Source organism: Chitinophaga sp., from assembly GCF_035538455.1.
Lineage (GTDB): Bacteria > Bacteroidota > Bacteroidia > Chitinophagales > Chitinophagaceae > Chitinophaga.
Genome location: NZ_DATLKJ010000234.1, coordinates 15742 through 42629, shown reverse-complemented (window position 1 = coordinate 42629; position 26888 = coordinate 15742). Strand labels below are relative to the sequence as shown.

Below are 26888 nucleotides of genomic sequence, written 5' to 3'. Positions count from 1 at the left end.
TGTGTATTTAGGGAAGCCGTGCCACTTCTATTCGTTGTACCCATTTGACGTGGCGGGGACCGGTGATATTGTCATTGCTGCATATCATCACAAAGCGGCCGTCGTCTGTAATGGGTTTTCCGTTTTCTTCAAAAATCAGATATACATGCGTGCCTGTCGGATTGTTGAAAATTTCGTTCCACGAATATAACACGGTATAGCTGTCACTTCCCTTCACTATAATATAGTATTTACCTTTTTCTTTCGGTTGTGGCATTACGATTTTTGCGCTGTCGAGTATACTCTTCAGAGATATGCCTTTATAGGTATGAAAAGTCTTTCGGACATCGCCTTTGGCGCCAACTATCTTCAGGTCATGACCCGTAAAGGTCTTCAGCCCCTGTAGGTGGTCAATGGAATAGGTGAGGGGATGCTCTACGAGGCCGGTTACTTCCACCTGCGTAGTCACCTGTGCAGAAACCTGAGGGATCATAAAGAACAATAACACGGCTATTGCCGCAAGTGTAGCTATTACAGCCTTGATGGTGTCATCATCTTTCAGATCCTTTTTCATACAGACGCTGAAGCTGACGCCGACGTACTGCCCATAATTAGGGGTCTGCTTGTATCCGTTTTTTTTATACAAAGCCACAGCAGAAGTCAATTTGATGCTGGTTTCCAGGATACAGGCGCTGTAACCGGATGCTGCGGCCCATGTTTCCAGCTCATTCAATACCATCGTGGCAACCCCCTGCCCTCTGAAGGTGGGATCAGTGTACATACGCTTCACTTCTGCTTCTGCTGAACTGTAATGTTTGAAAGCGCCGCATCCCGCAGGTTGGTCATCAACATAAACGACCACCACATGTTTAATATCTGTTGTCTGGTTAAACTGACTAAGAAAAGCGTGGTCATCTCCGTTAATTGACTGCAATTCTTTGTCAAGTCTGCTGATCAGCAGTTGAAAATCGGGATGGGCAGGATTTGTTCTGACTGCGCGAAGCATAGTTTATTTATTTTACAAGCGTTAAATTAGCGAATCAAAAATTATTTATAATGAGAAAGATTGCCTGGATGATGATCGGCGTATTGTTGATCTCCCATTTGTTACATTCCCAGAATAAAGTAGTAGTGTTTCAATCTGACTTTGGTTTGAAAGACGGCGCGGTGTCGGCCATGAAAGGAGTGGCTACCGGCGTATCCGATAAATTGAAACTGTATGATCTCACCCATGAGATTCCCGCCTATAATATATGGGAAGCTGCCTACCGGCTTGAACAGACCGTTCCTTACTGGCCAGCGGGCACCGTGTTTGTGTCGGTAGTGGACCCTGGGGTAGGTACCAGCCGCAAGTCCGTTGTACTGAAAACCAATTCAGGCCATTACATTGTGACACCCGACAACGGCACACTTACACTGGTGGCAGCATCGTTGGGAGTTGCGGAGTTGCGGGAAATAGATGAAGCGGTAAACAGACGTAAAGGTTCCGGCAAATCTTATACTTTCCACGGCCGCGACGTATACGCCTATACTGCTGCCAGACTGGCTTCAGGTGTTATCACCTTTGAGCAGGTGGGGGCGGTACTACCAAAGAAAGTGGTGACACTGCCTTATCAACATGCCACGCTGGAAGACAATAAGCTGAAAGGGAACATCGCCATCCTGGATGTACAATACGGGAATATATGGACGAATATTGATGCGGACCTGGTAAGTAAACTGTCTTTGAAGTATGGTGACGTTCTACACGCTGACTTTTTCCATAACGATCAGCAGATAGCGTCAGTAGATGCCCCTTACAGCGAAACATTTGGCGCCGTACCGGAAGGTAAGCCCCTGGCTTATTTCAATAGCCTGATGCAATTGTCGTTCGCCCTCAATATGGGTAATATCGCTGAGAGTTATCATATCGGTAGTGGGAGTGGCTGGAGCGTGGTGGTGTACAGGAAAGGGAAATAAAGTAACTTGCGGCTGATTTCAATGATAACTATGGATATAAGCGTTAATAAGTATATAAGTGAAACCGGCTTTTGCAGCAGAAGAGAGGCTGACAAATATATTGAGCAAGGCCGGGTTACTATTAATGATAACATTGCCTCCAAAGGCAACAGGGTCAAGGATGGAGATGTGGTGGAAATTGACGGGGAACCGCTGAAGAAGAAAAAGACGACTGTATACATCGCACTGAACAAGCCCAAAGGCATTACCTGTACGACTGACCTAAAGGATAAGACCAATATCATTGACTATGTGAATTACTCCTCCCGCATCTTCCCGATAGGTCGGCTGGATAAACGTTCCGAAGGACTTATCTTCCTCACTAACGACGGTGATATAGTTAACAAGATCCTGCGTGCCGGGAACCAGCATGAAAAGGAATATATTGTTACAGTAGACCAGCCCATTACGCCGGAGTTCATTAAAGCAATGCGTAGCGGGGTGAAGATCCTCGGAGTAATGACGCAGAAATGCTTTGTACAGCAGGAGGGTCCCAATAGATTCCGTATCATCCTTACGCAGGGCCTCAATCGCCAGATCCGCCGTATGTGCGAGGCACTGGGCTATAATGTCGAAACACTTAAGCGTGTGAGGATCATGAACATGACGCTCAAAGATCTGCCTCCCGGTAAATGGCGCTATTTCACCAAAGAAGAAGTAGCAAATATCAATACGCTGGTGGCCAACAGCAGTAAGACTGCCGATGGCCGTAATCACCAGGATAGTATGGATGAATAATATCTCTTATTCCTGCCGGAACAACATGCAGCGAAAGTCTTTAATTATTACCGTTGATATAGATGAAGAACATCAGCAGTTCTTCAACCAGATGCGGAAGCAACATTTCCCGGCGCATGCCAATTACCTGGATGCGCATATCACCCTGTTTTATAAGCTGCCTTCAGACGAAGGCGCGATCCATGAAGCGCTGAAACGCTTTGCAGCAAGAGAGCCAATAGCGCTGACAGTAGAAGGCCTGGTGAACTTCGGCACTGGGGTCGCCTATACGATTATCTCCGATGAACTGGCACAACTGCATACCGATATGCAGGTTGCTTTTGATGCCTGGCTAATCCGGCAGGACAGGAAGCCATTCCGGCCGCACATTACTATACAGAATAAAGTAACGGCTTTCAAAGCACAACAACTTCATACACAGCTGCAAAAGGACTTTCAACCATTTGTAGTAATGGCCACGGGAATACGTACCTGGCAATACCTCGGTGGGCCGTGGAAGGAGATAGAGGGCATAGCCTTTAGCTATTAATATTCAGCTTTCATACTAGCGGCTAACTGTGCTCCTTGTAATACAATAGCAGCACTATATGCTAGTTTTGCATTGTTTCCGCAAACCTTTAAACCCCTCTTTTATGAAAATAACCTATCTCTGGCTTATGCCGGCGGTTACCCTGCTGATGACCGCCTGCCAGAAAAACCTGAAAGACACGGAGATATCTCCTCTATCAACGAAAGCCATAATATCCGCCAGTACAGCCGCTCCCGCCTGGTTGATCAGTAAAATGACTTATACTAATTTCAATTGGGGTGATACACGTGAATCCATATTCAGCTATAACAGCTCAAATAAACCCGTGCGAGAGATAAGAGTCACAAAAACTTTCAACAATCAGATCATCCGTGATACGATGTTGTATATTTATAACAGTGCGCAACAACTTATCAGATATAACAACCCAACCACAGGGGCTTCTACACTGTTTAAATACGATGCGCAGGGAAGACTGTCTGCTATAATCCCTGGGGAACTGCTTGGGGTAAAGTACAGTTATATAAATGATACAGTAGTGCTCGCTGACTTCGGCGTGCGCTGGATCGACATGAAGCCGTTAGTTTATGCATACGCCAAGGTTGTTTACTTTATTTACGATCACAACGGAAACATCCGTTACCATAGGGGCTTCTTCCGAATGTCACTCACTGATGAAACCAGTATAACTGATACAACTGGTATGAAGCCCGCGGTGGTTGCTTATGGCCCATATGGTAATAAACCGGGTGTAGAGACTGCTTTCAATATTCCAGGCCCGGGCAAACTTGGGTTCATAACTCCTGCGTATGAGAGTGAAGAAGATTATTACCCGAAATTCACCACCAATATTATCTTTCACTCCTATGCATTCAACAAATACGATTACATATATAATGCGGCGGGGCTGCCAATAGAAATAACTACCTACTCATCAGCAGATCCTGTTTGCCGCTACAAGCTGGAATATATACCGGCTAAATAACATTCAGCTGTTAGCTTCCGGTATTCGATATCCGTCAGTTAACAGCTGAATATCATTATCATTCAGGCCGGGGGGCGGTTTTCACTGTCTTTTCAAATGTTCATATAACAGCACAACAACATAAAACCCTTATGGGTGCGTGCATTCATGGAATTTGTCACCGGTGGGATAACTGAAGGTATTCACTACTCTCCAGCGGGCTTTGTACAAACCGATAGATGCATTCTGGTAAACAATATTGCCTGAGAGGTCCAGTATGCGGTCAGTTCTCCATGTTTCGCCACCCACGCCATTCGCCTGCGCCATAATGTTGGCATAGCCGGAAGGCCCTGCGTCAACCGATTTCACTGCGCTGGTAGTTTTCACCAGCGTGAAGGCGCCGGTAGTAACATTGAATTTATAGATATGTCCGGAGTTGGTGAGCCAAAGGTCTGTAGTGCTGCCATATACCGGGAAGAGGTCATGTGCATCACCTTCAGGCATGGTGTAGGTTTTCTTGAGTGTAAGAGCGGGTGCATCACAGCTGTTGTTGTAAGAGAAAACTTTCAGTTTGTCTTTACCGGCAGCGTACAGGAGTTGACGTGAGTGATCCCATACTACATTGTGCACATCCTGGAAAGAGATAGGAGCGGTCTGTGCGGAGTTGTCATTGATATAGGAATCTACGGTAAAGATCATCAGGTAGCCACCCGTAGTGGAAGCAGTCACCACATTACCATTAGGCAGCAGTTCTGCACTGTGGGTATTGCCGCCTGCATAGTCGTACCAGATGGCCTTTTTGGAAGATACACTAATCAGGGCCACACCGCCGCCGGAAGCGGTGGCCAGAATATAACTGCCATTGTATACCAGCTTAGCTTCACTGAGATTGGAAAACCAACCCTGTGCACCGGAGCGGATCATTGCATAGGAAGCAGTGGCTTTCCATTCCCAGGTGACAGTGTTGTTGTTGGCTACATCTACCATGATGATACGGGCATTTTTCTGATCGCAGATGATCAGTTCTTTAGGGGTGGCCTCGGTATGTACAGATGCAGACTGGGTGTTGTTGCTGGCGGAAGGGGCCACGCTGTCGCGTTTACAGGCCAATGTCATCAGCATGGATGCGGCTAATAAGAGTGTTTTCATGAGTGATGGTTTAATGATAACGTGAAATAAGCAGAATAGCGCAATAAGTGTATTGCGCGTTAAATTTAATAATACAAACTTAATAGTTGCCGCAGTTATTCTTTACATCCGTCCTTGCGGCGGGTGTCTATCACAAACTGGATTTTCCATTCCCCATTGAGTTTCACCAGCTGGAAGGAATCGGCTCCGCAATGATGCAGCCGTTGTTTGTAGTAGAAACTGTAGGGTGTCCACACGGATGCCAGGTTTCCGTCTACCTTAATCATATCAAAAACAATGCGTTCATCAGCATCTCCTTTCGTCATCTTCGCTACGTGCGATACATAGCCGGAAACGGGTGAAGTCTCTACGCTGACATGTCCTTCTTTGTCATTGATAACGGTTTGCATGATGGCTTCAGAAGTAAAGCAGGATCGCAGGGCAGCGCTGTCGGCATTGCGCATGGCATCGAATAGTTTATTGACTGTTGCTTTGATGGCATCGTCATTGGATTGGGCATGTAAAGCGGCACAGGAGAAAGTAAGGGCAAGGATACAAAAGAGGGAGCGCATGTTTTTATTTAAAAGTACGAAAAGATTTATTTCATGCAAAGAAGCCACGCGACATAAGCATGGCTTCTTTGCACGAAATATTATTGCTTACGGCTTAAAGGCAGCAGTTCACGGAGCCTGTTATCCTGGAGATACAGGGCTGCCCATACCAGTACGCCGAAAATCACAGGGAAGTAGAATGAATAACCTGCTCTTGCCATAACAGATACCGCGCCTCCGAGGTAAGCAGTGATGAGTATTGCCCCCAGAATAGCCGTACGAGGGATGGCATATAGAATAGTGCAGAGCAGCAATACAATACCGATACCTTGTACGTGAGTTTCCGGCCATTGAAGGGCTACGCTGCCTTTTACAGATTCGGCTGCCTTGAACACTTTCATGATTGCATCTACCAGCAGGAAGAGGATGCAGAGAATTGCGATAACGCGACCGGTTATAAGCGCTTTGCGGGATGTTGTGTTTGCAGTAGTCATAGCTTTTGTTTTTACAGGAATTAATTTTTTTTTGTTGTCTGATGACACAAAATTATATCTGCTGAGATTAAGGAACATTGTGTGTTTCCGACTTTTTGGGTAGGTATTTGCGACGTATTTCATATCAACTGAGTATTTCACAGGATTTGTTTGCCATGCGGTACAAAAAATATTGGTGTAACAACAGGCTTTTCTTATATTTGAAACCAAATGGTTACATATGGAAACAGTGAAGACTACTTTATCATCACATTATGGCAGCTTCGCCAAGACAGGTGAAGTATATGATATCATTTTTGAGCGAAGCCTGTCGCATGCGCCAAAGGCAGTATGGGAGGCCATTACGGCGCCCGGTAAAATTGCAGAATGGTTAGGGCCTGCGCAGATAGATCTGCGGGTGAATGGGAATATAGCTGTGCAGATGCAGGATATAGAAGTAGTGGGGAGAATCACGCAACTGAAGGAAGAGCAACTACTCGAATACACCTGGACGAGTCCGGCATTTCCCAATCTGGTGAATGCATTGCGCTGGGAGTTACAGGCAGAGGGGCCTGACAAGTGTAAGTTGATATTCCGGGAGAGGCTGGTACCGGTCGCTTACCTGACCCCTACTGCTCCGGGCTGGCATTCTATCCTTGATGCATTGACGGCATTGCTGGATGGGAAGCGCATTCCTTCCTGGTCTAATGAAGACTGGCAGGAGGCATCCAACGAAGGTGCTGTGAAGTATGAAGAGATATTGAAGCGCCTGAAGTTGCAGAACGATGCAGCACCGGTGGTAAAGGCTGAAATGCTGATCCGTAAGCCGGTGCAGGATGTATATGAAGCCATGATCGATCCTTCCGTTACTGCCAACTTCTGGTACAGCAAAGGCAAGGGGCGCCTGGAAACGGGGAAGGTGTCAGAATGGATATGGGAACGTTACAACGCCAATGTCCAGGTAAGCCCGCACCGGATGGAAACGGGCAGTCTCGTGGCTTTCACCTGGAATAACGGCGATATCAGTACTACCGTAGAGTGGGTGTTCAAGCCACTCAGTGATGATACTACTTTCCTCAGCATAACAGAACAGGGCTGGAGTAAGGATATGCCGAATCTCCTGCAAACCCTTGTAGGGCAAACAGAAGGCTGGACCATTGTGTTGGCAGGACTCAAAGCATACCTGGAACATGGTGTGCGCCTGAATCTGGTGGATGACCGTTTCCCATGACCTGGCTTTAATACACTTGGGCCTCTCTGGAGAACTGAATGTCTTAGTACAGGGACAGATCCTGGTTATCTCGTGTAGAGGATCCCGTTAGCATAGGTTCTGGCGTGTCCGGCTATCCAGACTTCGTCGTCTTTGTCTGTGCAGTAGAGTTTACCTCTTCTGTCGGAGAGCTGCATGGCCACCATTTCCTTTTTGCCGGTCTGCCTGCTCCAGTAAGGAATCAGCGAACAATGCGCCGAACCCGTAACGGGATCTTCGAAAACAGAGGCCTGTGGCGTAAAGAAACGAGATACAAAATCGCATGCAGTACCCCGGGCGGTGATCACTACGCCGCCAGGATCGATGTTAATCTGGTCCATGATCTGCCGGTTTATCCTGATTTGCAGAATATCTTCTTCACTTTCATATACGAGTACATAATCCCTGGCTTTCAGCACCTGTACAGGCTGTTTGCTCAATGCTGTGCTGATCTGCAACGGAAGTGCTGCAGGTTGAGGTGGGCGCGCGGGGAACTGTAAACGGTACAGATCATCCATTATGGTCACTTGTAAGGGGCCGCTCTGGGATTCAAATATCAGGGAAGGGGAAGTGTTGCCAAGGATGGTGTGGATGGCGTGTGCGGTAGCCAGGGTAGCATGACCGCAAAGGTCCATTTCTATTTCAGGGGTGAACCATCTTAGTGCATAGTGATCGCCGGAAGGGATGAAGAAAGCGGTTTCCGCAACAGCATTTTCTTTCGCGATCTGCAGCATCAGTTCATCCGGAAGCCATTGCTGCAGTGGTACCACACAAGCTGGATTGCCACCGAAGAGCTGATCTGTAAATGCATCGATCTGGTAAAGAGGAAGCTCCATTTTTATTTTTTAATTTTTGAATTGTGTGAATGTAGGAATTTTTAAATGCAACGAAAATTATATACTGTTACATTAAACAATTAATATCAATCTCGCTGCATTTAAAAATTCCTACATTCACACAATTCAAAAATTAAAAAATTATTTAGAAAGTTCTTTCACGGCTGTTTCCAGCTGTGTATCATTGCCGGAGAGGAAGTCCTCGTAACGCAGCGGTACGCGAATATCCGGTTCCACCTGCAGGTTTTCGGTAGGACGATTTTCTTTACCGATCGTGGCGATCATCGGTATACCGAATACGATAGTAGGATCGATCTGCGTTTCCCACCATACAGCGGTACCAGTTCCGGGAACCGGCATGCCGATCAGTTTTCCAACCTGTGCCTGTTTGTATACATAGGGGAAGATAAAGGCGTCGCTATAGTTACCTTCGCTCATCAGTACGCAGCTGGGGCGCTGCCAGCGGCCGATAGGCTCGCCGCCTGTCAGTCTTTCACCCTGCGGAGCAAACTCCAGGTATTTTTTTCCGGTGAGGAAGGTGAGGAGATCGTCGTGCAGCCATCCGCCGCCATTGAAGCGTGTATCCACGATCAGGGCTTTTTTATCTTTGTTGCGGCCCATCACTTCATCGTATACAACGCGGAAGCTGGCGTCATTCATACCTTGTACATGTACGTAGCCGACTTGTCCGTTACTGAGCTGATCTACTTTTTTACGCATGATACTGATCCAGCGTTTATACATGAGCGCACCTTCTTCGCCGTCGGGGATCGGTTTCACGGTTTCATCCCATCGGGTATTGTTTTCCGGGTTGTAGATGCTTACCAACACGTTTGCACCGGCTTTGCGGTTCAGCAGGGAGGCCCAGTCAGCTTGTGCAGTGATCTTTTCTCCATCGATCTTTTCGATGATATGACCTTTACGCAGCTTGCTACTGGCTTTGTCGAACGGACCGCCATCTATTACTTCCTCCACTTTCAGGCCATCCTTGGTACTGGTTTCGTCGTACAGCAGGCCTAATGCAGCGGTGGCGTCACCGTTGGGAGACTGCGGAGAGTAGCGGCCACCGGTGTGTGAACCGTTCAGCTCTCCGAGCATTTCGCTGAGCAGTTCCTGGAAGTCGTAGTTATTGCTGATGTGCGGCAGGAATTTCGAGTAGGTTTCACCATACATTTTCCAGTCGATGTTATGAAGGGAAGGATCGTAGAATTTCTCTTTCACCTGTTTCCATACGTGCTGGAGGATGTAGCTGCGTTCAGCTTCCTGGTTGAGTACCAGTTCGGTGCTGATGTTGATCGGGGTGATCTTGCCGGAGCTGGCGTCTACTTTTACTACGCTGCCTTTGTTGCTTACAAAAACGGTGTTGCCGTCTTTACTGAGTTCTATGTCGCCGGGAGTGCCGCCCAGTTTGGCGAGTATTTTAGTCTCGCCGGTACGCGGTTCTGTAACCCAGAGGTCATAGCCTTTTTCAAAAGAGGCCATGTAGAATACCTTGCTGCCATCTTTGTTCAGTACATAGTCACTGACAGATGCACTGTTGATAGTGAGTTTTATTTTCCTGTTTTCAAGGTTGTTGAAATCAGGCTGGAATGCCTTCTTCTTATCTGAGGAGTCTTTCGCGGTGCTGGAAGAGTCTTTGCCTGCTTTGTGGCTGCTTTCTTCCTTTTCTTTCAGCAGGTTGAATTCGTCTTTGGAGAGTTTGAATTTGTCGAATGCATCCTGGTCGAAGAAGAGGGCATATACATCTCTTTCGCGGCTGCCCTGGTTGGCGAGGGAGCGACGGCCTTCACGGCCGCTGAGCCATGTCAGCATCGTGCCGCCGGCAGCCCATTTGCTATTGTCTTCACCGAAGCCGCTGTTAACGGGATAGATGTTGGAGCCTTTACCATCAACAGGGATCATGGTGACATTGCTGCCGAAGAAGTGCTGTTGCTGGTCGTCTGTAACAATCCATTTGCTGTCGGGGCTCCAGGAAAAGTCCCAATCGCCGTCGGAGTAGGAGTGGTTGCGGCCTTCCGGTAACAACCTGCGGCTTTTGCCGGAAGCGATGTTATATACTTTCAGGATGTTCCTGTTTTCAACATAAGCAACCTCTTTGCCATCGGGAGAGAACGCTGGTTTGAATTCTTCCGCCGGTGTGGCTATCAATGGTTCTTCCTTCAGGAGGGTAGCGGCAAAGAAGTAAGGTTCTTCCTTGCGCACGATGGTGGTCTGGTAGATGTCCCAGTTGCCGTTGCGTTCAGCGGAGTAGACAAGACGTTTGCTATCCGGCGACCAGCGGATCATTCTTTCCTGCTGTGGCGTGTTGGTGATACGTTTGGTCATGTTGCCATCCACACTGGATACGAACACTTCACCCCTTGCTACGAATGCCATTTCCTTGCCATTAGGGCTCATGGCAAATTCAGTGATATTACCGCTTACCGGGAAATTCTTTTCTACATTGGCTCTACCATCGTTCAATACTTTTACGCTGATCTTCCTCGGTTCCTGACCGTCTTTCAGCGTATATATTTCACCGTTATAGGTGAAGCAGAGGGTATTGTTGTCGGATATAGAGAGATGACGCACCGGGTGCTTATCGAAGCGGGTAAGCAGTACGGTTTTACCTTTGTCTGCAAGAGAAGCCCTGAACAGGTTCTGAGAGATACCGCCTTTTTCGCTGAGGTAGTATACCTGGTCGTTGTCTCCGAAAACAGGTTCTCTGTCCTCGCCGGCGTAGTCGGATACCTGCTCATAGGAACCCTTGCCTATGTTGTAGATCCATATATCCCTGGTAACGGAAGATACATGATGTTTACGCCAGGGATCTTCATAACCTTTTCTGTCCTGGAATATAAGGCGGTCACCTTTTTTGTTATAGTGCGCAATATCAGCGCCGGCAGCGCTCAACAATTGAGGCCGGCCGCCGGTAACTGGTACGGTATACAGGTTACGGAACAATTTGCTGGGGAAGCGGATACTGGCTGCCGGTGCGTTGCGCGCACTGCCAAACAGTACCTGTTTGTTATCTGGCGTAAAGTCGTACGGATAATCTCCCGAGCTGTTGGTGGTGAGTCTCACCGGAGTGCCGCCTGTGGCAGGCATTACAAACACGTCGAAGTTCCCGTGCCTGTCGCTCGCGAAAGCGATATACTTGCCATCATGGCTCCATACAGGCATCATATCGTGTGCCTCATGGATGGTGAGTGGAACGGCTACGCCGCCTTTTGCATCCACTTTATAAATGTCGCCTTTGTAACCGAAGGCGATGGTGCTGCCATCGGGCGATATAGCAGGATATCGCAGCCATAGCGCATCTTCCTGGGCATAGGTAGCAGCAGACATTAACATTGCCGCACATGCGAATAATAGTCTTCTCATAAACGTTTAGAAAAAGTGTTGATTTTAATGTACACCGACAGTTATTTCTCCCAGTACCAGTTCCGGAGGGAGGACAACAGTTAAGATAACTTAAAACGGGAAGATATGTTTTCTCCTTAGTGATAAACGGTTGTAAATGGTGATTTGCGCAGCAGGGGCGCGTATTTTATCTGTTGTGTTTTTTGGTTTTGGCTGTCTGATTGAGCAGGGATTCCAGTTTTTTCAGTTTCGTATGCCAGAACTTATCAAAGTAGTCGATCCATTCCTGTAAGGCATGAAAGCCATCCTGTTTAAGTGTGCAATGTCTTTCACGGCCATTGTCATTAATGGCGATGAACCCTGCATTGAAGAGTATTTTGATATGTTTGGAGACAGCGGGCCGGCTCATGTCGAAGTTCTCTGCCAGGGCATTAATTGTCTGACTCTCTTTTGCCAGCAGCAGAAGGATCTGGCGCCTGTTAGGATCGGAGATAGCCTGGAACGGGTCAGCGGCGGGTTGTTTCATACTCGTATTGTTGAAAGGAAGCCATGAATCTTTTTTTCACGCCGGTACGCCAACCTTTGTCGAGTACCATTGAAATGATATAGTTCTTTACACCTTTGAAGCCGGTGTGTTCGAGCAGTAACATGGTGCCGTTGTCTTGCGGAGTAAGTGTCCAGGTGACAACGGATTCGAGTGTGATTTTTCCGTTGCCGGGGCCACCCTTCCAGGTGAAGGTGAGGCGTTTCTCCGGTATCACTTCCAATACCTCGCAATAGATGTTGCCATCGAAGCCCATTTTGATCTTTGGTTTCGAATGGAAGGTAAATTGGTGGCCTATCACGGGCTTGAAATTATTTTCCATGAACCAGTGTTTCAGCAGTTCAGTATCCGTAAGGAATTGCCATACCATTTCCGGTGGATGGGGCAGGAACCAGTTTTGTATAATGTCTCGCTGCATAATGCGTAACTTTTTAGTTACACAAATTTATATGTAACTTTTTAGTTACCCAATTTTTTCTGTAAAATTTTATGTTGATCCGGATACCCCACAGGAAATGATAAGCTGTTATAACAGGTATATTGTTGCATATAGATTCTGGAATGCTAACCTCAAAATAATATCAATAACCGCGAAATATGAAAATGTATGCGATCCCTCAGGTGTTCTGCCCGTTCGAGACAGGTGGACTCCGGTATCTGTATCAAGTAAGATGTCACACTACCCAATGGCTGAAAACATTCAGACTTACCAGCAGTAAAGAGCAGCTGGATTATTACCTCGACCAGAAATTTGCTGAAATGATTGTGCTGAGTTATCCTTTTGGCCGCGCGGAAGATCTCTGTATATGGTGTGATCTTAACTCACTGTTATTTATTGTAGACGACCAGCTGGATGAACAGGGCGTGATCCGTGGAAAAAGGGCGCTGCTAGCCTTTTTCCGGCGCTTTATCCGTGTACTGGAGAATCATGAAACCTGTACGTTGGAGCATGATGGCCCTGTGTTTACGGCGCTCTCAGATTACTGGAAACGTATTTGTATGCGATCGGGGTCGGCATGGCAGCAGCAGTTCATCAAGGGGGTGAGGCAAATGTTTGCAGGTGGCCTCTGGCAGTTTGAGCACCTGGAAAACAACACGAGTCCTTCACTGGATGAGTACCTGGAGCACCGGCAATTTCTGGGCGCCGCCAATCTTGCGACAGATTCCATTGAGATCATGGCTGGAGTGAGTCTGCCGGCCTTTGTACATCAGCATCCTGTTATGGAGCAACTGGTAAAGCTCTGCAGAGATGCCATCTGTTTTTCAAATGATCTTTATTCGTACAGCAAGGAAGCTGCGTATTCCCAGGGTGGAGCAGCTTTTAACCTGGTAACTGTTTTGTCGGATGCCTATGACCTGTCCGTTGAAAACGCCATCCGCAAATGTGTTGCTATCCATGATGAATGTGTAAAGGAGTTTATTCGTCTTTCCGGAAGCATTTATGTATTCAATACTACTATCAACTATAAACTGAGAAGATATGTCAAGGCGCTGGAAGCCCTGATGAAAGGGAATATAGAATGGAGTACAAGGTATACAACAAGGTATCCTCATTTGACTTGTGATTATGTTGACTAAATATGAACGGTGATTGGTATGATTGATATGATCATACCAATCACCGTTCATTCACTTGTTTATCATTGTGGTCACTGTCCCAGTAATTTTTCTAATTGGGTATATTCCTCCTGTGTCAGTTGCTGGAGCGGAGCGCGGAGGTGGCCGCCATTGAGTTGTTTGATGCGGAGCCCAGCCTGTACACTACGTGGAAGGCCTTTTGCTACAATGAACTGTAACAGGCTGAACTGACGATAGAATACTTCCCTGGCCAGGTCCAGGTTGTTGTTGGATACTGCTTCATAGAGCTGATTATTCAGTTCCGGTATGAGGTTGGGCGCAGCTGTGCACCAGCCCCTGGCGCCTGTTGCAAATGCTGCAAGTGCAAGGGGATTGGAGCCATTATAAAAGGCTACTTCTTCACCCAGCTCACGACGGAGATAGTGCATGCGCTGCACATCGCCGGTGCTCTCTTTGATCATGGTGACGCTGGGAATCTGTAATAATCTTTTCAGCAAGGCCGGCGACATATCCACGCCACCGGTGGCAGGATTGTTATAGGCCATGATGGGAATGGAGAGTTGTTCTGCTACGGTATCATAGTGCCGGAAGATCTCGTCGTCAGTGAGTTTCCAGTAGCTCATCGGGATGATCATTACGGCGGTAGCGCCGGCCTGCTCTGCGAACTTTGCATGATGTACAGTGCGCTCTGTGGTCAGGCTGGATACCCCAACGAGAACGGGTACACGTTTATCTGTCTGTTGCACGGATGCGGTAACGATTGCCTCTTTCTCTTCGTCGGAGAGGTAGGGCAATACGCCAGTGCTACCTAATGGCGCAACGCCATGAGATCCGCTGGTGATCAGCCTTTCCAGTAATTGCTTGTACAGGCCGATGTCTACCTGGCCTGATTCATTAAATGGTGTGATCGGGTAGGCAATGATCCCTTTGAATGGTACTTCCTTCTTCATAAAAATGTTTTAATCTTTTAATCAAAATCCTATCTGATGCTTTCCTTAGAGATCCCTTCCTTCTTCTTCGCGTAATGCTACGCCCAGGTTCTGTAGCTGCGGCGCATTTTCGCAGGCAATGTATTTTGCCGGCGCTGTGTCGCTTAGGTTCTGATGCCGGTGCCAGGCCCAGGAAGGAATATACACGGCATCGCCTGCCTGCCATTCTACCTTTTCGTCTTCCACTTCTGTGTAGCCCATGCCCTCGATCACATATAGCACTGTTTCGTAGGTATGGCGGTGCCTGTTGGTCAGCTGGCCGGGCAGGAGGCCCCCTATAGTCATGCTTACATTACGTGTGGGGAGGTCCACAAAGAAAACCGGATGCTTACGTTCTGTGGAGAACTGATCGTGTTCGCCAGCCTGTTCTACATTCTTGTGAATGAGCCTGGAGGGTTTGGTATAGACTGGGCGGGCAAATGTCTGATGGAAATCTTTTGAGCTGAATTTTTTTTCCTCTGTCTTCATAACTTAAAAATTTTTACTGATTGCCGGAATCATTTCCGGTAATGCAAATGTTATATATCTTTGGATGGTGCAAATCATCCAGTTTTTAATAAAATAGATGGTCCAGATGCTTAGACCCTGGAAAACAATACTCCACATTAACCTGGACTGCGAAAAGGCCGTATTCCAGCAGATAGCCGACGGTATAACGGAAGAAATCAGGAAAGGACGCTTGCAACCGGGGATGCCTTTGCCTGGCAGCCGTGTGCTGGCGGATGACCTGGGCGTGAACCGCAAGACAGTAGTGTTGGCGTATGAAGAGTTGCTGGCGGAAGGGTGGTTGCAATCAGCTTACAAGCGCGGCACTTTCGTATCAGAGAAATTGCCGGTTGCTACCGGCAGCCGCAAGCGGCAAGGAGAGCGGAATAGAACGGCTCCTGAGCGATTCGGTTTCATGATGCACCGCTCTGGTATGGTTTCATCCCGCATTGCGGAAAAGTCAGTTATTACTTTCAACGACGGCCTGCCAGATGTGAAGCTGGCCCCGCTGGATGAGCTGTCGCGCGCCTATAAGCGTATATTTCAACAGAAAGCAAGGTGCCAGCTATTGGGTTATGGCAACGAGCGTGGTGAAGAAAGACTGCGTGCTGCGGTCAGCACTATGCTTACACATGACCGCGGCCTGCATGTAAAAATGGACAGCATTTGCATTACCCGTGGTAGTCAGATGGCGCTGTATCTTACTGCCCACACGTTGGTGCGTCCGGGTGATGTAGTGGCTATTGAATCGCCGGGTTATCTGCCCGCCTTTGAAGCATTCACTTATGCCGGCGCGAGGATGCATCCCGTGAAAGTGAATGAACAGGGTATCTGCGTGGTGGAACTGGAGAAGCTATGCCGCCGGAAGAAAGTAAAAGCTGTATATGTAACACCGCACCATCAGTTTCCTACGACTGTGAGCATGAAGGCCGACCGCCGGATGGAGCTGATTGCTCTTTCAAACAAATATGGTTTTGCTATTGTGGAAGATGATTATGACCACGACTATCACTTCGGGCTGAGAAACCTGTTGCCGCTGGCCAGCTATGCGGATGCGGCGAATGTTATTTATATCAGCTCTCTCAGTAAACTGATTGCGCCTGCTGTGAGGATAGGGTATGTTACAGGACCAAAGGATTTCATCGATTCCTTGTCGGCCTTGCGTATGATTATTGACCGCCAGGGAGATACTGTGATGGAACATGCTGTAGCGGAGTTGATGGAGGAAGGTATTATACATAAGCATGCGCGTAAGGCGCTGGGGGTATACAGAGAGCGCAGAGAACACATGGCTGTCAGCCTCGATAAGTATGCGCACCGCATCGCCACATACCGGAAACCAGAGGGAGGACTTGCCTACTGGATTACTTTTAACCAGTATATTAATACAGAAGAGCTGGCAGTGAAGCTATTAAAAAAAGGAGTACAAGTAACAGCGCCCGATAAGTTCTTCTTTGATAATATGCCTGTAAGTGCGCTCCGGCTTGGGTTTGCTTCACTTGATAATCATGCTTTGGAAGAAGGAGTAAAAATAATCGCTGCCAATGTGAAATTCTAATGAAGGTGATACAAACATCAACCGAATAATTATATTTGCCGTATACAATTTGTTTAACCAGCATATTTTACCCGATAAAATCAATTGTCCCGTACCTGCATATCCTGTCTGTATAGCCTATACATGCCATGTACTTCAGGTCAGGAAATGTGAACAAACCTATAACATATGAATAAATATTTTTTGCCTGTGCTCATTGCGCTGTCAGTGCCTGTAGCCTTGTCTGCACAAACCAACCGCGTTGAGAAAGATGGGTTTCTTGGTATCGGTACTACTACGCCTGCTGCACCGTTGCATATTATCAATGGTAAGCAGGAGATCAAATTTGGTACCGGTACAAATACATCCGCTTATTCGTTGAGCCTGGGGCTTAATGACGATGGTATCAACTTCGATATTAACTCCAGCGTACGTGCTATTAACTTCCGGAATATAGGTAACATGAAATTCTCTCTCCTTCCGGACGGCAACCTGTTGATAGACAGAAATGGAGATGTGAGCCTTTATACAGGTACCGCGGCCGTGGAACAGAACAGGTATCTTGCCTTGATGAACTCTCAGTCTTTTACTTCAGCATCTGGTTTGAAAGCCGGTGGCGTGTTGGTTTCAGGCGATTTCAGTTTTGCCAGCCCGGGTAAGAACGACCTGGTGGTAAAGGGGAATACCGGTATGGGCGTACCAGCCCCCAAAGCCCGACTGGATATCGCTGGTGGGTCACCATGGACTACCAATGGCTGGGGTAAGGCCATTAAACTGGCCAATGCAAATACGATAGAGTTTACAGGGCTTCAGCGCTCATTTGGCATCGGGACAACGCAGAATATCTTGTATTTCTTTCATGCCAATGCGGATGGTACTGGTGGCGCCAACTATTTTATGATGGCAGATGGTACTACCGGGAATGTTGGTATCGGTACTGTACTTCCTCCTGGAGCCGGCTATAAACTGGCAGTGGAAGGCACTATTGGCGCACGTAAGGTAAAGGTTACACAAGGCAGCTGGGCGGACTTTGTATTTGCTGATGATTATAAACTGCTGCCACTGAAAGACGTGAAGAATTTTATTGATCAACATAAGCATCTCCCAGATATTCCTTCCGCGAAAGAAGTAGCACAGGAAGGACTGGATGTAGGAGAGATGAATAAAAAGCTGTTGCAGAAAGTTGAGGAGCTGACCCTGCATCTTATTGCGGAGAGCAAAAGGAATGATGAATTGCAGGAGGAAGTGAAACAGCTCAGAACAGTGACATCATCTCTCGGGAAACAGGTTTTTCATCTTCAGCAAAAAAGGTAAAATTATGATAAGACATGCATTATTAATTTTATCCTCACTCCTGGTGTTTTCAGCAGCCCAGGCACAAAGTAAATATGTGAGCTTTAATGATACCAGGAATATCAACGAGCCCCCTGACAGTTTTTACTTTCAGACGAGGTTTGATTTCAAGGATCGCGGAGTGGTTGGCGCACCCGGTTCCGGTATGTTTTCCGGTACGATGACTATCGCTCCCTGGAGTGATGCCACCGGCGGAGGTGTTCATCAAATGACTTTCAATGAGGGCGGTATTTTCTATCGCCTCGGAATTCGTAACCAAGGCTGGCAGGCCTGGCGGAGGATTCTTACCGACAACAGCTCGCAAACAATCAATGGTGCGCTGACACTGATGTATGACGATCGTCCGCTCAGCTTTCAGAGCTCCAAACCTGCTACCTGGCAGTATATTGAATTTAACGGTTCTGCCGGCAGGAAAGCCTGGGCTGGCATGGACCCCAGCAATAACTTCAATATTGTACGCGAGAACGGCGGTAATATAATCCTGAGAGGTGGCAATGTTGGTATTAACACAGAGAATCCTGGCCCATATGCGCTAGCTGTAGAGGGTACTATCGGGGCGCGGAGGGTAAGGGTAACGCAGGTGTTACCCTGGGCTGACTTTGTATTCAACAACGATTATAAGCTACTGCCGTTGAAAGAGGTAAAGGATTTTATAGAACAGCACAAACATCTTCCGGATATTCCTTCTGCAAAAGAAGTGGCAGAGGACGGAATTGATGTAGGGGAGATGAACAAAAAGCTGCTGCAGAAAATTGAAGAACTGACTCTGTACATCATCCAGCAGGATAAGAAGCTGGATGATGTGAAGAAAGAGCTGGAGCAGCTGAAAAAAGAAAGGTAGTTATTCCCATTTAAACAGCTTCACCGATAATACAGCCGTGATGAGGCTCCAGACCAGCAACCCGGTCAACTGGTGCGGTATCTGCCATATATGCAGCCCTTCAAAAGCGATCTTACGCAGTCCGTCCACAAAGAACGTGAGCGGCAGTAATTCGCAGAATGAACGCAACCATACCGGGTAGCTGTCTATCGGGAAGAAGAGCCCGCATAGCAGGATCTGGGGCACCGTGATAGTGTTGGCCACCGGTGCAATAGAGCTTTCATTCCTTATAAGGCCGCTGATGATAAAGCCTATACCCATGAAGATGATCAGTCCGAATACAGAGAGTAGCATCATTTCCGTAAATGTCAGCAGGCCATTCACTAATGTAAAGTTGAATATAAAATATCCCAATGCAGTAATGATGATAAAGCAGATCAGCTGAAATACCAGTCTGCTCAGCATTTCACCAAGCAAAAGATAAGGGCGTGAAATGGGTGTTACAAATATCCGTTTCAGGACCAGCGTATGACGGAGATTGAATAACAGGAAGGCAGACCCGAAAACACCCGCCATTAGCAGGGAGAAGCCCAGTTGTCCCGGTAGTATGAAATCGATCTGCCGGTATGTTCTCCCGGGTACGGTAATCATTTTCAGTGATGCTACCTGTGGCTGATCCGGTATTGCCTGCTGGTTGATCCTGCTGGTGGCTTGTTCCAGCGCGGCTTGTATCAGCGGTAGCTTGTCTGCTCCGGCGCTTGAGCTAAGCAATTCCATATCATAACGGGGTAAAGCTGTGGTGTGTGCCACAGGGTGTATGTAAAGAATACCTGCTATCCTACCTTTTTTCAATGACGCGACCAATGCAGCGGAATCTTTTCCTGGCGACAGGTCAAAAATACCGATAGCCTTTACGGCTTTATACAATGGGCTGGTGGTATCACTTGCGGGCGACAATGCTATCTTCACTTTTACGGCGGTGCTGTCTACCATTGCACCAAATACGGTTACAAAGATAATAGGGAACAAGAGGGCGAACACAACAGAGGTCGGGCTGCGCAATGTGGCTATCAGGCTCGCTTTGGCGAGCACCAGTGATGCTTTTAACTGACTGTATCTTTTAGGCATGGTTGTCAAAACTAAATAATCTACCAGATAAATGGTAATAATGCTTTCCGTTCAGCCGGATAACCAGGAAACTGCTGCCTGTACCATTTGTGATTGGTCATTGCTCTCGGTACGAGATTGGCGCAGGTCCAGATGAAAAAGGCCAGCGCTGGCATGCTCCAGGTAAGCAATGCATAGCCGCCCCATTCCAGTATTTCGCCGGCGAGATTAGGAGAGGAGATGTAGGTAAACATACCACCCACAGGTATTTTGTAACCGGTTTCCCCTCTGCCACGTAAGTGTATTAATTTATAATCGGAGAACCAGTTCAGCAGCATGCCAGTGACAAAGCAAATGCTTCCTGTAATGAATGCAGGACTGCTTAACCAGTTATCAGGATATGCCGCAAAGCGGGCAAACCAGATGCCCAGTAATGAACCGTTTACTGTATTAAAGATGATGGCGGACAGCATGATCACGAGCGGCATCTTCTTTCCACGGGTACGTATCATGAACGGATATACGAAGCTGCGGTGAATGTAATGGATTACAAACAAAGCAATCATCATACCGGCAGGGGACCACCAATTATAACGGTTTAATGGCAGCCATGCGAAGAAAGATACCAGCACAGCAGCTTCCATGAGCAGCCAGCCATATTTATTACTGACAAGCGGTCCCCATTTTTCATTGGTGTAGCGACCATAAGGCGCCGCGGTTTTCAGCAGGTATATTCCTGCTCCGATGCCGATAGCGATCCAGCACCAGATAAAGAGAAAATAACTTTGCGGTGATAGTAAGTTGTTCATTTGATTTTGCCTGTTTGCCTGAACCAATCAATAGTATCTTCTATTGTAACGCTGATAGGACGAGGATTAAACCGTAAGTCATTGCGCGCTTTACTATTGCATATCTTTTTATTACTACGAATGAGATTGTATATCGATTGTCGTGTATAATAGGGCGGCCCCCCGGTAATGAGCGACCAGCCCCGTACGAGTGGCAGTATGCCAGTGATGAACCATAATGGCAACACCGGCAGGGATATTTTTTTGCCTTTCGCCTTGCCGATCTGTTCACTCAGTTCTGTGAGTGACAGCCAGCAACCACTTAGCAGGTAGGCTTCTCCACCCTTACCTTTGGTTAGTGCCTGTATAATTGCATCCGTCACATCCCTGACATCCACAAAGTCTACGCCTCCGGGGAAGAGGGCGGGGATACGGCCTCTATAAATATTGATCACGGCTTTCCCGATGAGGGAAGGTTGCCTGTCGTATGGCCCGATCACGGCTGTGGGCGCAAGCGCCAGTACTTCCATACCGTTGCCGTTGTATTCCAGCGCAATGGCCTGTGATACTGCCTTGGAATGGTCGTATCCATACTGTAATGCATCCGATGGGCCACGATACTCATCCAGTGGCGTATCATAGGGATATTGATTATAGGCGGTAACGGAGCTGAGGTGCAGGAATCGCTTTACGCCGGCAGCTTTTGCGGCGGCGGCTAATATACGCGTACCAGTGGTGTTGACGTGAAACATGGTGCCATCGGGGCGGTCGCTGACGGAAATCATTGCGGCGAGGTGAATCACCGCGTCCGCACCAGACACCAGCTGACCGATTGCTGCTTCGTCTAACAGCGTCCCATATACGAAAGTTATCCCTTCCCGGGAAAATTGTTGTCTGCGGGCCAGCAGGCGCAGTTCGTGTCCTGCTTCAAGCAGCAGTGGTGTAAGTACAGAGCCGATGTATCCAGTTGCGCCGGTGATAGCTATTTTCATCTTTATCCGTTTGCGGATAAATCGCAAACGGGTGTTAAAATACACTATTCATAGCAATCATTCATCATATTATTTTGCGGGTCTTTATAATGCTGGTAATTTCGCTGTTGCATCAAAAAGTATTTATCATGGATACTACCGCTGAAATAAGGGCCGTAGCAGAGCGGCTGGCTTTGCTCTGCAGGGAGGTACCTGTAAAGATCAGGGAGATTTCCGACGAAGATTTTCATTATAAACGGCCGGGTAAGTGGTCTAAGAAAGAGATATTGGGGCACCTGATAGATTCTGCTACCAACAATCATCACCGTTTTGTGAGGGCCAGGGTGGAAGAACAGCCACCGCGTGTTTTTTATGATCCTGATGACTGGGTAGATGTACAGCAATATCAGCAGGAAGACCGCGAGCTGGTGTTATTGCTCTGGGAAACTTATAACCGCCATCTCGTATTGCTGATCAATGGTATGAGAGAAGAAGACCTGGCCAAAGGATGCGCTACTAAGGATGGGAGCGGCTTGCTCTCGCTACATTTCCTGGTGACAGATTACCTGATTCATCTGGAACACCACCTGAAGCAAATTTTTGGAGAAGCGTTCCGGTTTTAGCGTATATCCGTAAGCGTTATATTTAACGCTTACGGATATACGTCGGTATTGAATCCTTATCTTATCAGTACTGTTGTACCTTTCCTGAGTACCTTCTTACCACTTTCCTTCTCTGTATAGCGCAGCATCCAGACGTATGTGCCGACATCTGCGGGCTGGCCTTTGACAGTGCCGTCCCATCTTTTTTTCCAGTCGGTTGTTTCAAAGAGCAGCTGACCGGAGCGGTTAAATACCGCGAAGTACAGGTCTACCGCCTTATAGGCGCTGAGTGGGTAGAGATAGTCATTATTGCCATCGTTGTTAGGCGTAAATGCCGTAGGGACATCTATGTAACAGCTGGACACGGCTGTAATAACGTGATCTGCTGTGTCGAGGCAGTGCAGTGTGTTTTCCGCGATCAGGCGGATATGATAGTCCTGTTCTTTCCGGGTCGGGAAGTATTGCATTCGCTGTGGCGTAGCCGAAGTGGTGACGGCGCCGTTACCGTATTCCCATTTCCAGGAGATAATGTCTCCGTAACTTTTATTGACAGGCGCCACAATGTCCAGCGGACAATAAGGACCTGGAGATACGTCGAAGAGAGCGGCAAAGCTGGTCTTGATTTCAAACGACTGAGAAGAGGTATCGGCGCAGACGCCATTAGAAACGATAAGGCGGATTGTACGCTGACCGAAACCGAAGTATTTTTTTACAGGGTTCTGTTCACGCAGCACTTCTCCGTCATCGAATGACCAGGTCCAGCTGTTTACGCTATTGAGTCCATTATGAGCCAGGTTGACCGTGGTATTTTTACACAGGCTTTCTACCGTGTAGGTGAATGCAGCCGATACGTTGTCGGCTGTGCGAAAACTTACCTGTTGCCCTGCTGCGGCGGGTTGCCAGCATTCGCTTTCCAGCGTATTGCCATCACCGCCACTTTGAAGACGAATGGTATAGTTGCCATTCTGGCGAATAACGTCCGACAGCTGTAATACAATAGAATCTGCCAAATTGCTGGCATTACAAATACCTGTTGCTCCCTTTATGCTGATATTGGTGGTGCCGGTGATCGTGAAATCGCTGCCGTCAGCAGCGATGGATGCACAACGCACAGGTACAGACAAGCCTATTTTGATAGTAGAAGGATTACAGCCTATGGGCGCTGTATTACCCAGCAGTACGGCAGGTTGAGGATCTATATGAAAAGTGGCCGCGCCGCCGGGAGTTGAAAATACGTGACAGTCACTTTCGAGTGTATTGCCATCGGTACCTTGTCTCAGGGTCACCCTGTAATCCCCGGGTATAACGATGCGCTTGTCGAGTTGCAGGGTGATCAGTTGTGCCAGGCCATCAGCGCCACAGTTAACAGTTGCGCCGTTAATGCCTACTGTGGAGGGGCCGCTAAGGATAAAGTCGCTACCATCTTTCACTACAGAGGCGCAGCGGAACGGACTACTGAAAGCTATCTGTATTTCATTGGGGCCACAAGGCAGGGGATTGACTTTCCCCATGTCTACAGGCGGCGTTTTCACTACAATGAAGCTGGTAGCTTCACCTGTAGGCAATGAATTACCACATGCGTCCAGCAGCGTGTTGCCGTCGGTACCTTTCTGCGATATAACAGTGTAGGAACCGGGGGCCAGTGGCTGATCCAGTTGCAGCAACACAGAGTCCATATCGAAGCCATTGTTACAGTTCACGCCGGTAGCGCCAAGTATTTTTGGACCTGCGGGAGAGAAAGCGAAATCGCTGCCGTCAGCCGCGAGGCTGTTGCACTTCAGTTTCTTGTTAAGCTTAACGCCAACAGTTATAGGTCCGCAATTATAGCCGGAGCCTTTTACGTGAGCCATGGTAGGATCTGTGATGTTGGCAGTACCTCCGGCGAAAGTAAGTTCATAGCCAACCTGCGAGTTGGAGAAGTTACTGATCAGCAGCAGATAATCATGTCCCTGTTTGAGGGTGGGCATGGCACTGAAGAGTGGCTGGCCCGGGCCGCCGCACACCGTAAGGGTTTGGGCGGTGGCGGAAGTTCCGGTAACTCCTTTTTCTCCCGACCAGTTGTTTCCTACCAGCATGCTGATATCGGTATAGACGTCGTCCGGGTTGTGTCCTGTTACATCAAATATCTGCCAGTCGTAATCATCGATAAGGCTGATAGGCGTTATTGTAAAACCCAGTGTACCAGCCGTATAACAAGTGAACTTATACCAGAAGGGATTTCTGTCTTCATGCGGTCCATCACCAGGAACGTTGGCGCAGCTGGGACCAGGGATCACGCCTCTGAAACAGCTGGGTACATTTAACTGCTTGAACGTCTGGGTACCGCAGACGGGGAATGCTGTTGACGGATTTTGCCCTATTGTAGTACACTGGGCACTTACAGCAGTGGTGAAGGTTAACATCGTCAACACACAAACGATATATTTTTTAAGGTACATAAGGATGGATATCGACAGCAGATTTTTCCTGAAAGTATGAAAAGTTTTGCATTTTCCCGCAAAGGCACAAAGGGAGCAAAGACGCAGCGGTTTTTTTGCATCTTTGCTCCCTTTGTGCCTTTGCGGGAAATATTATAGCAGGAAATCTATGTCCACCGCTCCAAAATGCCTGGGTATTTCGTGTGGAGAGATTACGGCTCCATAGCGGAATTTTAGTGGCAGCAAGTATTGCAGCGGGATACGTATCCAACTTTTCATGCTCTGTGTGTTGATGCTTAGCAGCGAGGATAATTGCAGCCCTACAGATGGAACAAAAATGAAGTCGGTGCCACCGTGTCTGAACTGTGCGCCAGCTTCCACATAAGAATAGAGGCCGATGAATTTACGGTTGCTGATCCAGTAATCGAAATTGCCTTTCAGTCCTGCGCGAACCTGCTGTGCAGCAGCAGTGCGTACCGGGCCTTTGTCGCTCTTCAGATTGGCAATGCTGTAGCTGAGCGTATAGCCGATCCAGTGATCCAGTAATCCTTTCTTGCCACCGTCGCGATTGTAGACGAAGTGGCGGAGAAAGTTGCCGGCATTAATCCTGAGCTCGGGACCGCGCAGGTATTCGTCTGTAAAGGAAGCGCCTATCAGTCCGATTACAACGGAGTTGCCTACACGGCTGCGTACAAAATCACGGTAGCGGAGCGGCTCGTTGGCTTTATGCATAGCGGCTGTGATTTTAGTGGGTTCGCTAAACAGTGTGTTAAGACGTGAACCGTAGGGGATTGGCACCAGCATCAGGCTGGGAATATGATTAAGCAGGTAAATTGGTTGTTGTTCTTCCTGATCTGGGATGGAGGTAATAAATGGTGTGAAACCGTTGGTGCTGCCACGGTGAAAAGCCTGCGCAAGGTCATCGAGCGACAAATTTACTGCCTGTATGATCCGCTGGGCCTCCGGCGTAAAGTCGGCATATCGTACAGCCGGCAATGTTGTCTGTTGTTGCCAGCTGTGATGAGGGTTATTGAACTGACCATCGCCGTAGGCGTACCAGATCTCTCCCTTGCGGTTCAATGCAGTACAGCCGTTGGCGCAGTAAAAGTCGTGCAGTGATTTATTGTTGGTCAACGACTGAAATATCAGACGATTCACCACAAGGTGACCGGCAGAAAAGGCATCTTCGAGGAAATGATCTGCAAAGCCATTGAAAAGAATAGCATAGAAGAGCAGCTGTTTTGCAAGTGCAGGATTGTTTTGTAGTTGCTGACCACTTTGCTCCGCGAGGTCGATAGCTATTGCGTGCAGGGTCACGTACATATTGATGGCATTCGTTTTCCCCAGGCGGTTAAAGATGTGATCTACCATTGCAGGATTCTCGCAGTTTTTAACGTCTGCTTTATTGAAGTGGCGCAGCTGTTCCTGAAAGCCTTTGCGGTATTCATAAAAATGGGAAAGGTTTACAGCAGCCTTCAATGCATAACTGAAATCCACTTTTGACAGTTTGCCGTCAGGCGCGGCAGTATAGCCCATACGGATATATTGTTCGTGCAGGTCTATGATACGTTCCATCACAGAGCTCTGGTAGCGCAACTGCTCTTCGAGTAGGAGCGGGTTGCTTTCGTGGTCTCCGCTCAGGCCGTTGAGAATGCCGTAGGAAATATTGTTTCTGCCTACGCCAGAGAGGGCTCCCAGGTAATAACGGTTATAGGTGGTATCATTCTTTAAGTCCATTAGCTGAATAAACGATAGCTGGCCGGTATGCTGCAACGACTGAATAAACCGCAGGAAGGCTATATCACCAATAACCTTGTGCTCTCCGTAGTTGTAGGCGAATAAACGAATTGACAATAGTGTATATAGAAAAGCAACAGAAATAACTTTCATACATTTTGGTTATGAATCT

25 protein-coding genes are annotated in these 26888 nt (G+C 47.8%); 10 read left to right on the top strand and 15 right to left on the bottom strand.

Annotation, left to right across the window (positions count from 1 at the left end):
- Positions 1 to 7: 7 nt before the first annotated feature.
- Positions 8 to 985: a GNAT family N-acetyltransferase gene (locus VM802_RS27525; protein WP_325536815.1), complete on the bottom strand. Its 978-nt coding sequence runs from the start codon at positions 983 to 985 to the stop codon at positions 8 to 10.
- Between the two features lie 50 nt (positions 986 to 1035).
- Here VM802_RS27525 and VM802_RS27520 point away from each other — a divergent pair, with 50 nt between their 5' ends.
- The 4 genes from VM802_RS27520 (at position 1036) to VM802_RS27505 (ending at position 4229) form a co-directional block, all read left to right on the top strand.
- On the top strand, positions 1036 to 1938 hold the full coding sequence (locus VM802_RS27520) for an SAM hydrolase/SAM-dependent halogenase family protein (RefSeq protein ID WP_325536813.1): 903 nt from the start codon (positions 1036 to 1038) through the stop codon (positions 1936 to 1938).
- Positions 1939 to 1968: 30 nt separating this feature from the next.
- The gene (gene rluF, locus VM802_RS27515) at positions 1969 to 2715 is read left to right on the top strand and encodes a 23S rRNA pseudouridine(2604) synthase RluF (RefSeq protein WP_325536811.1); all 747 of its coding nucleotides are present in this window, start codon (positions 1969 to 1971) and stop codon (positions 2713 to 2715) included.
- A complete protein-coding gene (locus tag VM802_RS27510; protein WP_325536808.1) occupies positions 2708 to 3244 on the top strand; it encodes a 2'-5' RNA ligase family protein in 537 nt (178 codons plus the stop codon). The genes rluF and VM802_RS27510 overlap by 8 nt, the downstream gene beginning before the upstream one ends.
- 103 nt (positions 3245 to 3347) lie before the next feature.
- Positions 3348 to 4229, top strand: coding sequence for a hypothetical protein (locus VM802_RS27505; RefSeq protein WP_325536806.1), 882 nt, complete (start codon positions 3348 to 3350; stop codon positions 4227 to 4229).
- A 129-nt stretch (positions 4230 to 4358) separates the two neighbouring features.
- On the opposite strand, the gene VM802_RS27500 is transcribed toward VM802_RS27505, so the two are convergent.
- The 3 genes from VM802_RS27500 to VM802_RS27490 form a co-directional block, all read right to left on the bottom strand.
- Positions 4359 to 5357, bottom strand: coding sequence for a DUF6528 family protein (locus VM802_RS27500; RefSeq protein WP_325536804.1), 999 nt, complete (start codon positions 5355 to 5357; stop codon positions 4359 to 4361).
- A gap of 95 nt (positions 5358 to 5452) precedes the next feature.
- Positions 5453 to 5908: a nuclear transport factor 2 family protein gene (locus tag VM802_RS27495; RefSeq protein ID WP_325536802.1), complete on the bottom strand. Its 456-nt coding sequence runs from the start codon at positions 5906 to 5908 to the stop codon at positions 5453 to 5455.
- 80 nt (positions 5909 to 5988) lie between these two features.
- Complete coding sequence (locus VM802_RS27490; protein ID WP_325536800.1) at positions 5989 to 6381, bottom strand: DoxX family protein; 393 nt, start codon at positions 6379 to 6381, stop codon at positions 5989 to 5991.
- Positions 6382 to 6601: 220 nt separating this feature from the next.
- On the opposite strand from VM802_RS27490, the gene VM802_RS27485 reads away from it, so the two are divergent.
- On the top strand, positions 6602 to 7591 hold the full coding sequence (locus VM802_RS27485; RefSeq protein ID WP_325536798.1) for an SRPBCC domain-containing protein: 990 nt from the start codon (positions 6602 to 6604) through the stop codon (positions 7589 to 7591).
- Positions 7592 to 7656: 65 nt separating this feature from the next.
- Here the strand turns inward: VM802_RS27485 and VM802_RS27480 are convergent, their stop codons facing one another.
- The 4 genes from VM802_RS27480 to VM802_RS27465 all read right to left on the bottom strand — a co-directional run bounded on the left by VM802_RS27480 (position 7657) and on the right by VM802_RS27465 (position 12749).
- Complete coding sequence (locus VM802_RS27480; RefSeq protein WP_325536796.1) at positions 7657 to 8445, bottom strand: PhzF family protein; 789 nt, start codon at positions 8443 to 8445, stop codon at positions 7657 to 7659.
- A 141-nt stretch (positions 8446 to 8586) separates the two neighbouring features.
- Positions 8587 to 11808 (bottom strand): S41 family peptidase, encoded by a 3222-nt coding sequence (locus VM802_RS27475; RefSeq protein WP_325536794.1) that lies wholly within the window; start codon positions 11806 to 11808, stop codon positions 8587 to 8589.
- A gap of 166 nt (positions 11809 to 11974) precedes the next feature.
- Positions 11975 to 12313 (bottom strand): ArsR/SmtB family transcription factor, encoded by a 339-nt coding sequence (locus tag VM802_RS27470; RefSeq protein WP_325536792.1) that lies wholly within the window; start codon positions 12311 to 12313, stop codon positions 11975 to 11977.
- Complete coding sequence (locus VM802_RS27465) at positions 12294 to 12749, bottom strand: SRPBCC family protein (RefSeq protein WP_325536790.1); 456 nt, start codon at positions 12747 to 12749, stop codon at positions 12294 to 12296. Before VM802_RS27465 ends, VM802_RS27470 begins: the two co-directional genes overlap by 20 nt.
- A gap of 179 nt (positions 12750 to 12928) precedes the next feature.
- Between VM802_RS27465 and VM802_RS27460 the strand changes: the two genes are divergently transcribed.
- Positions 12929 to 13909: a terpene synthase family protein gene (locus VM802_RS27460; protein WP_325536788.1), complete on the top strand. Its 981-nt coding sequence runs from the start codon at positions 12929 to 12931 to the stop codon at positions 13907 to 13909.
- 71 nt (positions 13910 to 13980) lie between these two features.
- On the opposite strand, the gene VM802_RS27455 is transcribed toward VM802_RS27460, so the two are convergent.
- The gene (locus VM802_RS27455; RefSeq protein WP_325536786.1) at positions 13981 to 14859 is read right to left on the bottom strand and encodes a dihydrodipicolinate synthase family protein; all 879 of its coding nucleotides are present in this window, start codon (positions 14857 to 14859) and stop codon (positions 13981 to 13983) included.
- Positions 14860 to 14904: 45 nt separating this feature from the next.
- On the bottom strand, positions 14905 to 15366 hold the full coding sequence (locus tag VM802_RS27450) for a cupin domain-containing protein (protein ID WP_325536784.1): 462 nt from the start codon (positions 15364 to 15366) through the stop codon (positions 14905 to 14907).
- Between the two features lie 106 nt (positions 15367 to 15472).
- Here VM802_RS27450 and pdxR point away from each other — a divergent pair, with 106 nt between their 5' ends.
- The 3 genes from pdxR to VM802_RS27435 all read left to right on the top strand — a co-directional run bounded on the left by pdxR (position 15473) and on the right by VM802_RS27435 (position 19115).
- A complete protein-coding gene (gene pdxR, locus VM802_RS27445) occupies positions 15473 to 16942 on the top strand; it encodes a MocR-like pyridoxine biosynthesis transcription factor PdxR (protein WP_325536782.1) in 1470 nt (489 codons plus the stop codon).
- A gap of 168 nt (positions 16943 to 17110) precedes the next feature.
- Positions 17111 to 18235, top strand: a complete 1125-nt coding sequence (locus VM802_RS27440) for a hypothetical protein (RefSeq protein WP_325536781.1) — start codon at positions 17111 to 17113, stop codon at positions 18233 to 18235.
- A 4-nt stretch (positions 18236 to 18239) separates the two neighbouring features.
- The gene (locus VM802_RS27435; RefSeq protein WP_325536780.1) at positions 18240 to 19115 is read left to right on the top strand and encodes a hypothetical protein; all 876 of its coding nucleotides are present in this window, start codon (positions 18240 to 18242) and stop codon (positions 19113 to 19115) included.
- Here VM802_RS27435 and VM802_RS27430 read toward each other — a convergent pair whose 3' ends face one another.
- Genes VM802_RS27430 through VM802_RS27420 form a run of 3 tightly spaced genes read right to left on the bottom strand, consistent with a single transcriptional unit; the run spans position 19116 to position 21981 of the window.
- The gene (locus tag VM802_RS27430; protein WP_325536779.1) at positions 19116 to 20222 is read right to left on the bottom strand and encodes an ABC transporter permease; all 1107 of its coding nucleotides are present in this window, start codon (positions 20220 to 20222) and stop codon (positions 19116 to 19118) included.
- A gap of 20 nt (positions 20223 to 20242) precedes the next feature.
- Positions 20243 to 21010, bottom strand: coding sequence for a 3-oxo-5-alpha-steroid 4-dehydrogenase (locus VM802_RS27425; RefSeq protein ID WP_325536778.1), 768 nt, complete (start codon positions 21008 to 21010; stop codon positions 20243 to 20245).
- Positions 21007 to 21981, bottom strand: coding sequence for an NAD-dependent epimerase/dehydratase family protein (locus VM802_RS27420; RefSeq protein ID WP_325536776.1), 975 nt, complete (start codon positions 21979 to 21981; stop codon positions 21007 to 21009). The genes VM802_RS27425 and VM802_RS27420 overlap by 4 nt, the downstream gene beginning before the upstream one ends.
- A gap of 128 nt (positions 21982 to 22109) precedes the next feature.
- Here VM802_RS27420 and VM802_RS27415 point away from each other — a divergent pair, with 128 nt between their 5' ends.
- Positions 22110 to 22583 carry a DinB family protein gene (locus VM802_RS27415; protein ID WP_325536774.1) on the top strand — a complete coding sequence of 158 codons (474 nt, stop codon included), beginning with the start codon at positions 22110 to 22112 and terminating at the stop codon, positions 22581 to 22583.
- Between the two features lie 56 nt (positions 22584 to 22639).
- On the opposite strand, the gene VM802_RS27410 is transcribed toward VM802_RS27415, so the two are convergent.
- Both VM802_RS27410 and VM802_RS27405 read right to left on the bottom strand, forming a co-directional pair.
- Positions 22640 to 24964 carry a T9SS type B sorting domain-containing protein gene (locus tag VM802_RS27410; RefSeq protein WP_325536890.1) on the bottom strand — a complete coding sequence of 775 codons (2325 nt, stop codon included), beginning with the start codon at positions 24962 to 24964 and terminating at the stop codon, positions 22640 to 22642.
- A gap of 168 nt (positions 24965 to 25132) precedes the next feature.
- Positions 25133 to 26869, bottom strand: a complete 1737-nt coding sequence (locus VM802_RS27405) for a hypothetical protein (RefSeq protein WP_325536772.1) — start codon at positions 26867 to 26869, stop codon at positions 25133 to 25135.
- Positions 26870 to 26888: the final 19 nt, after the last annotated feature.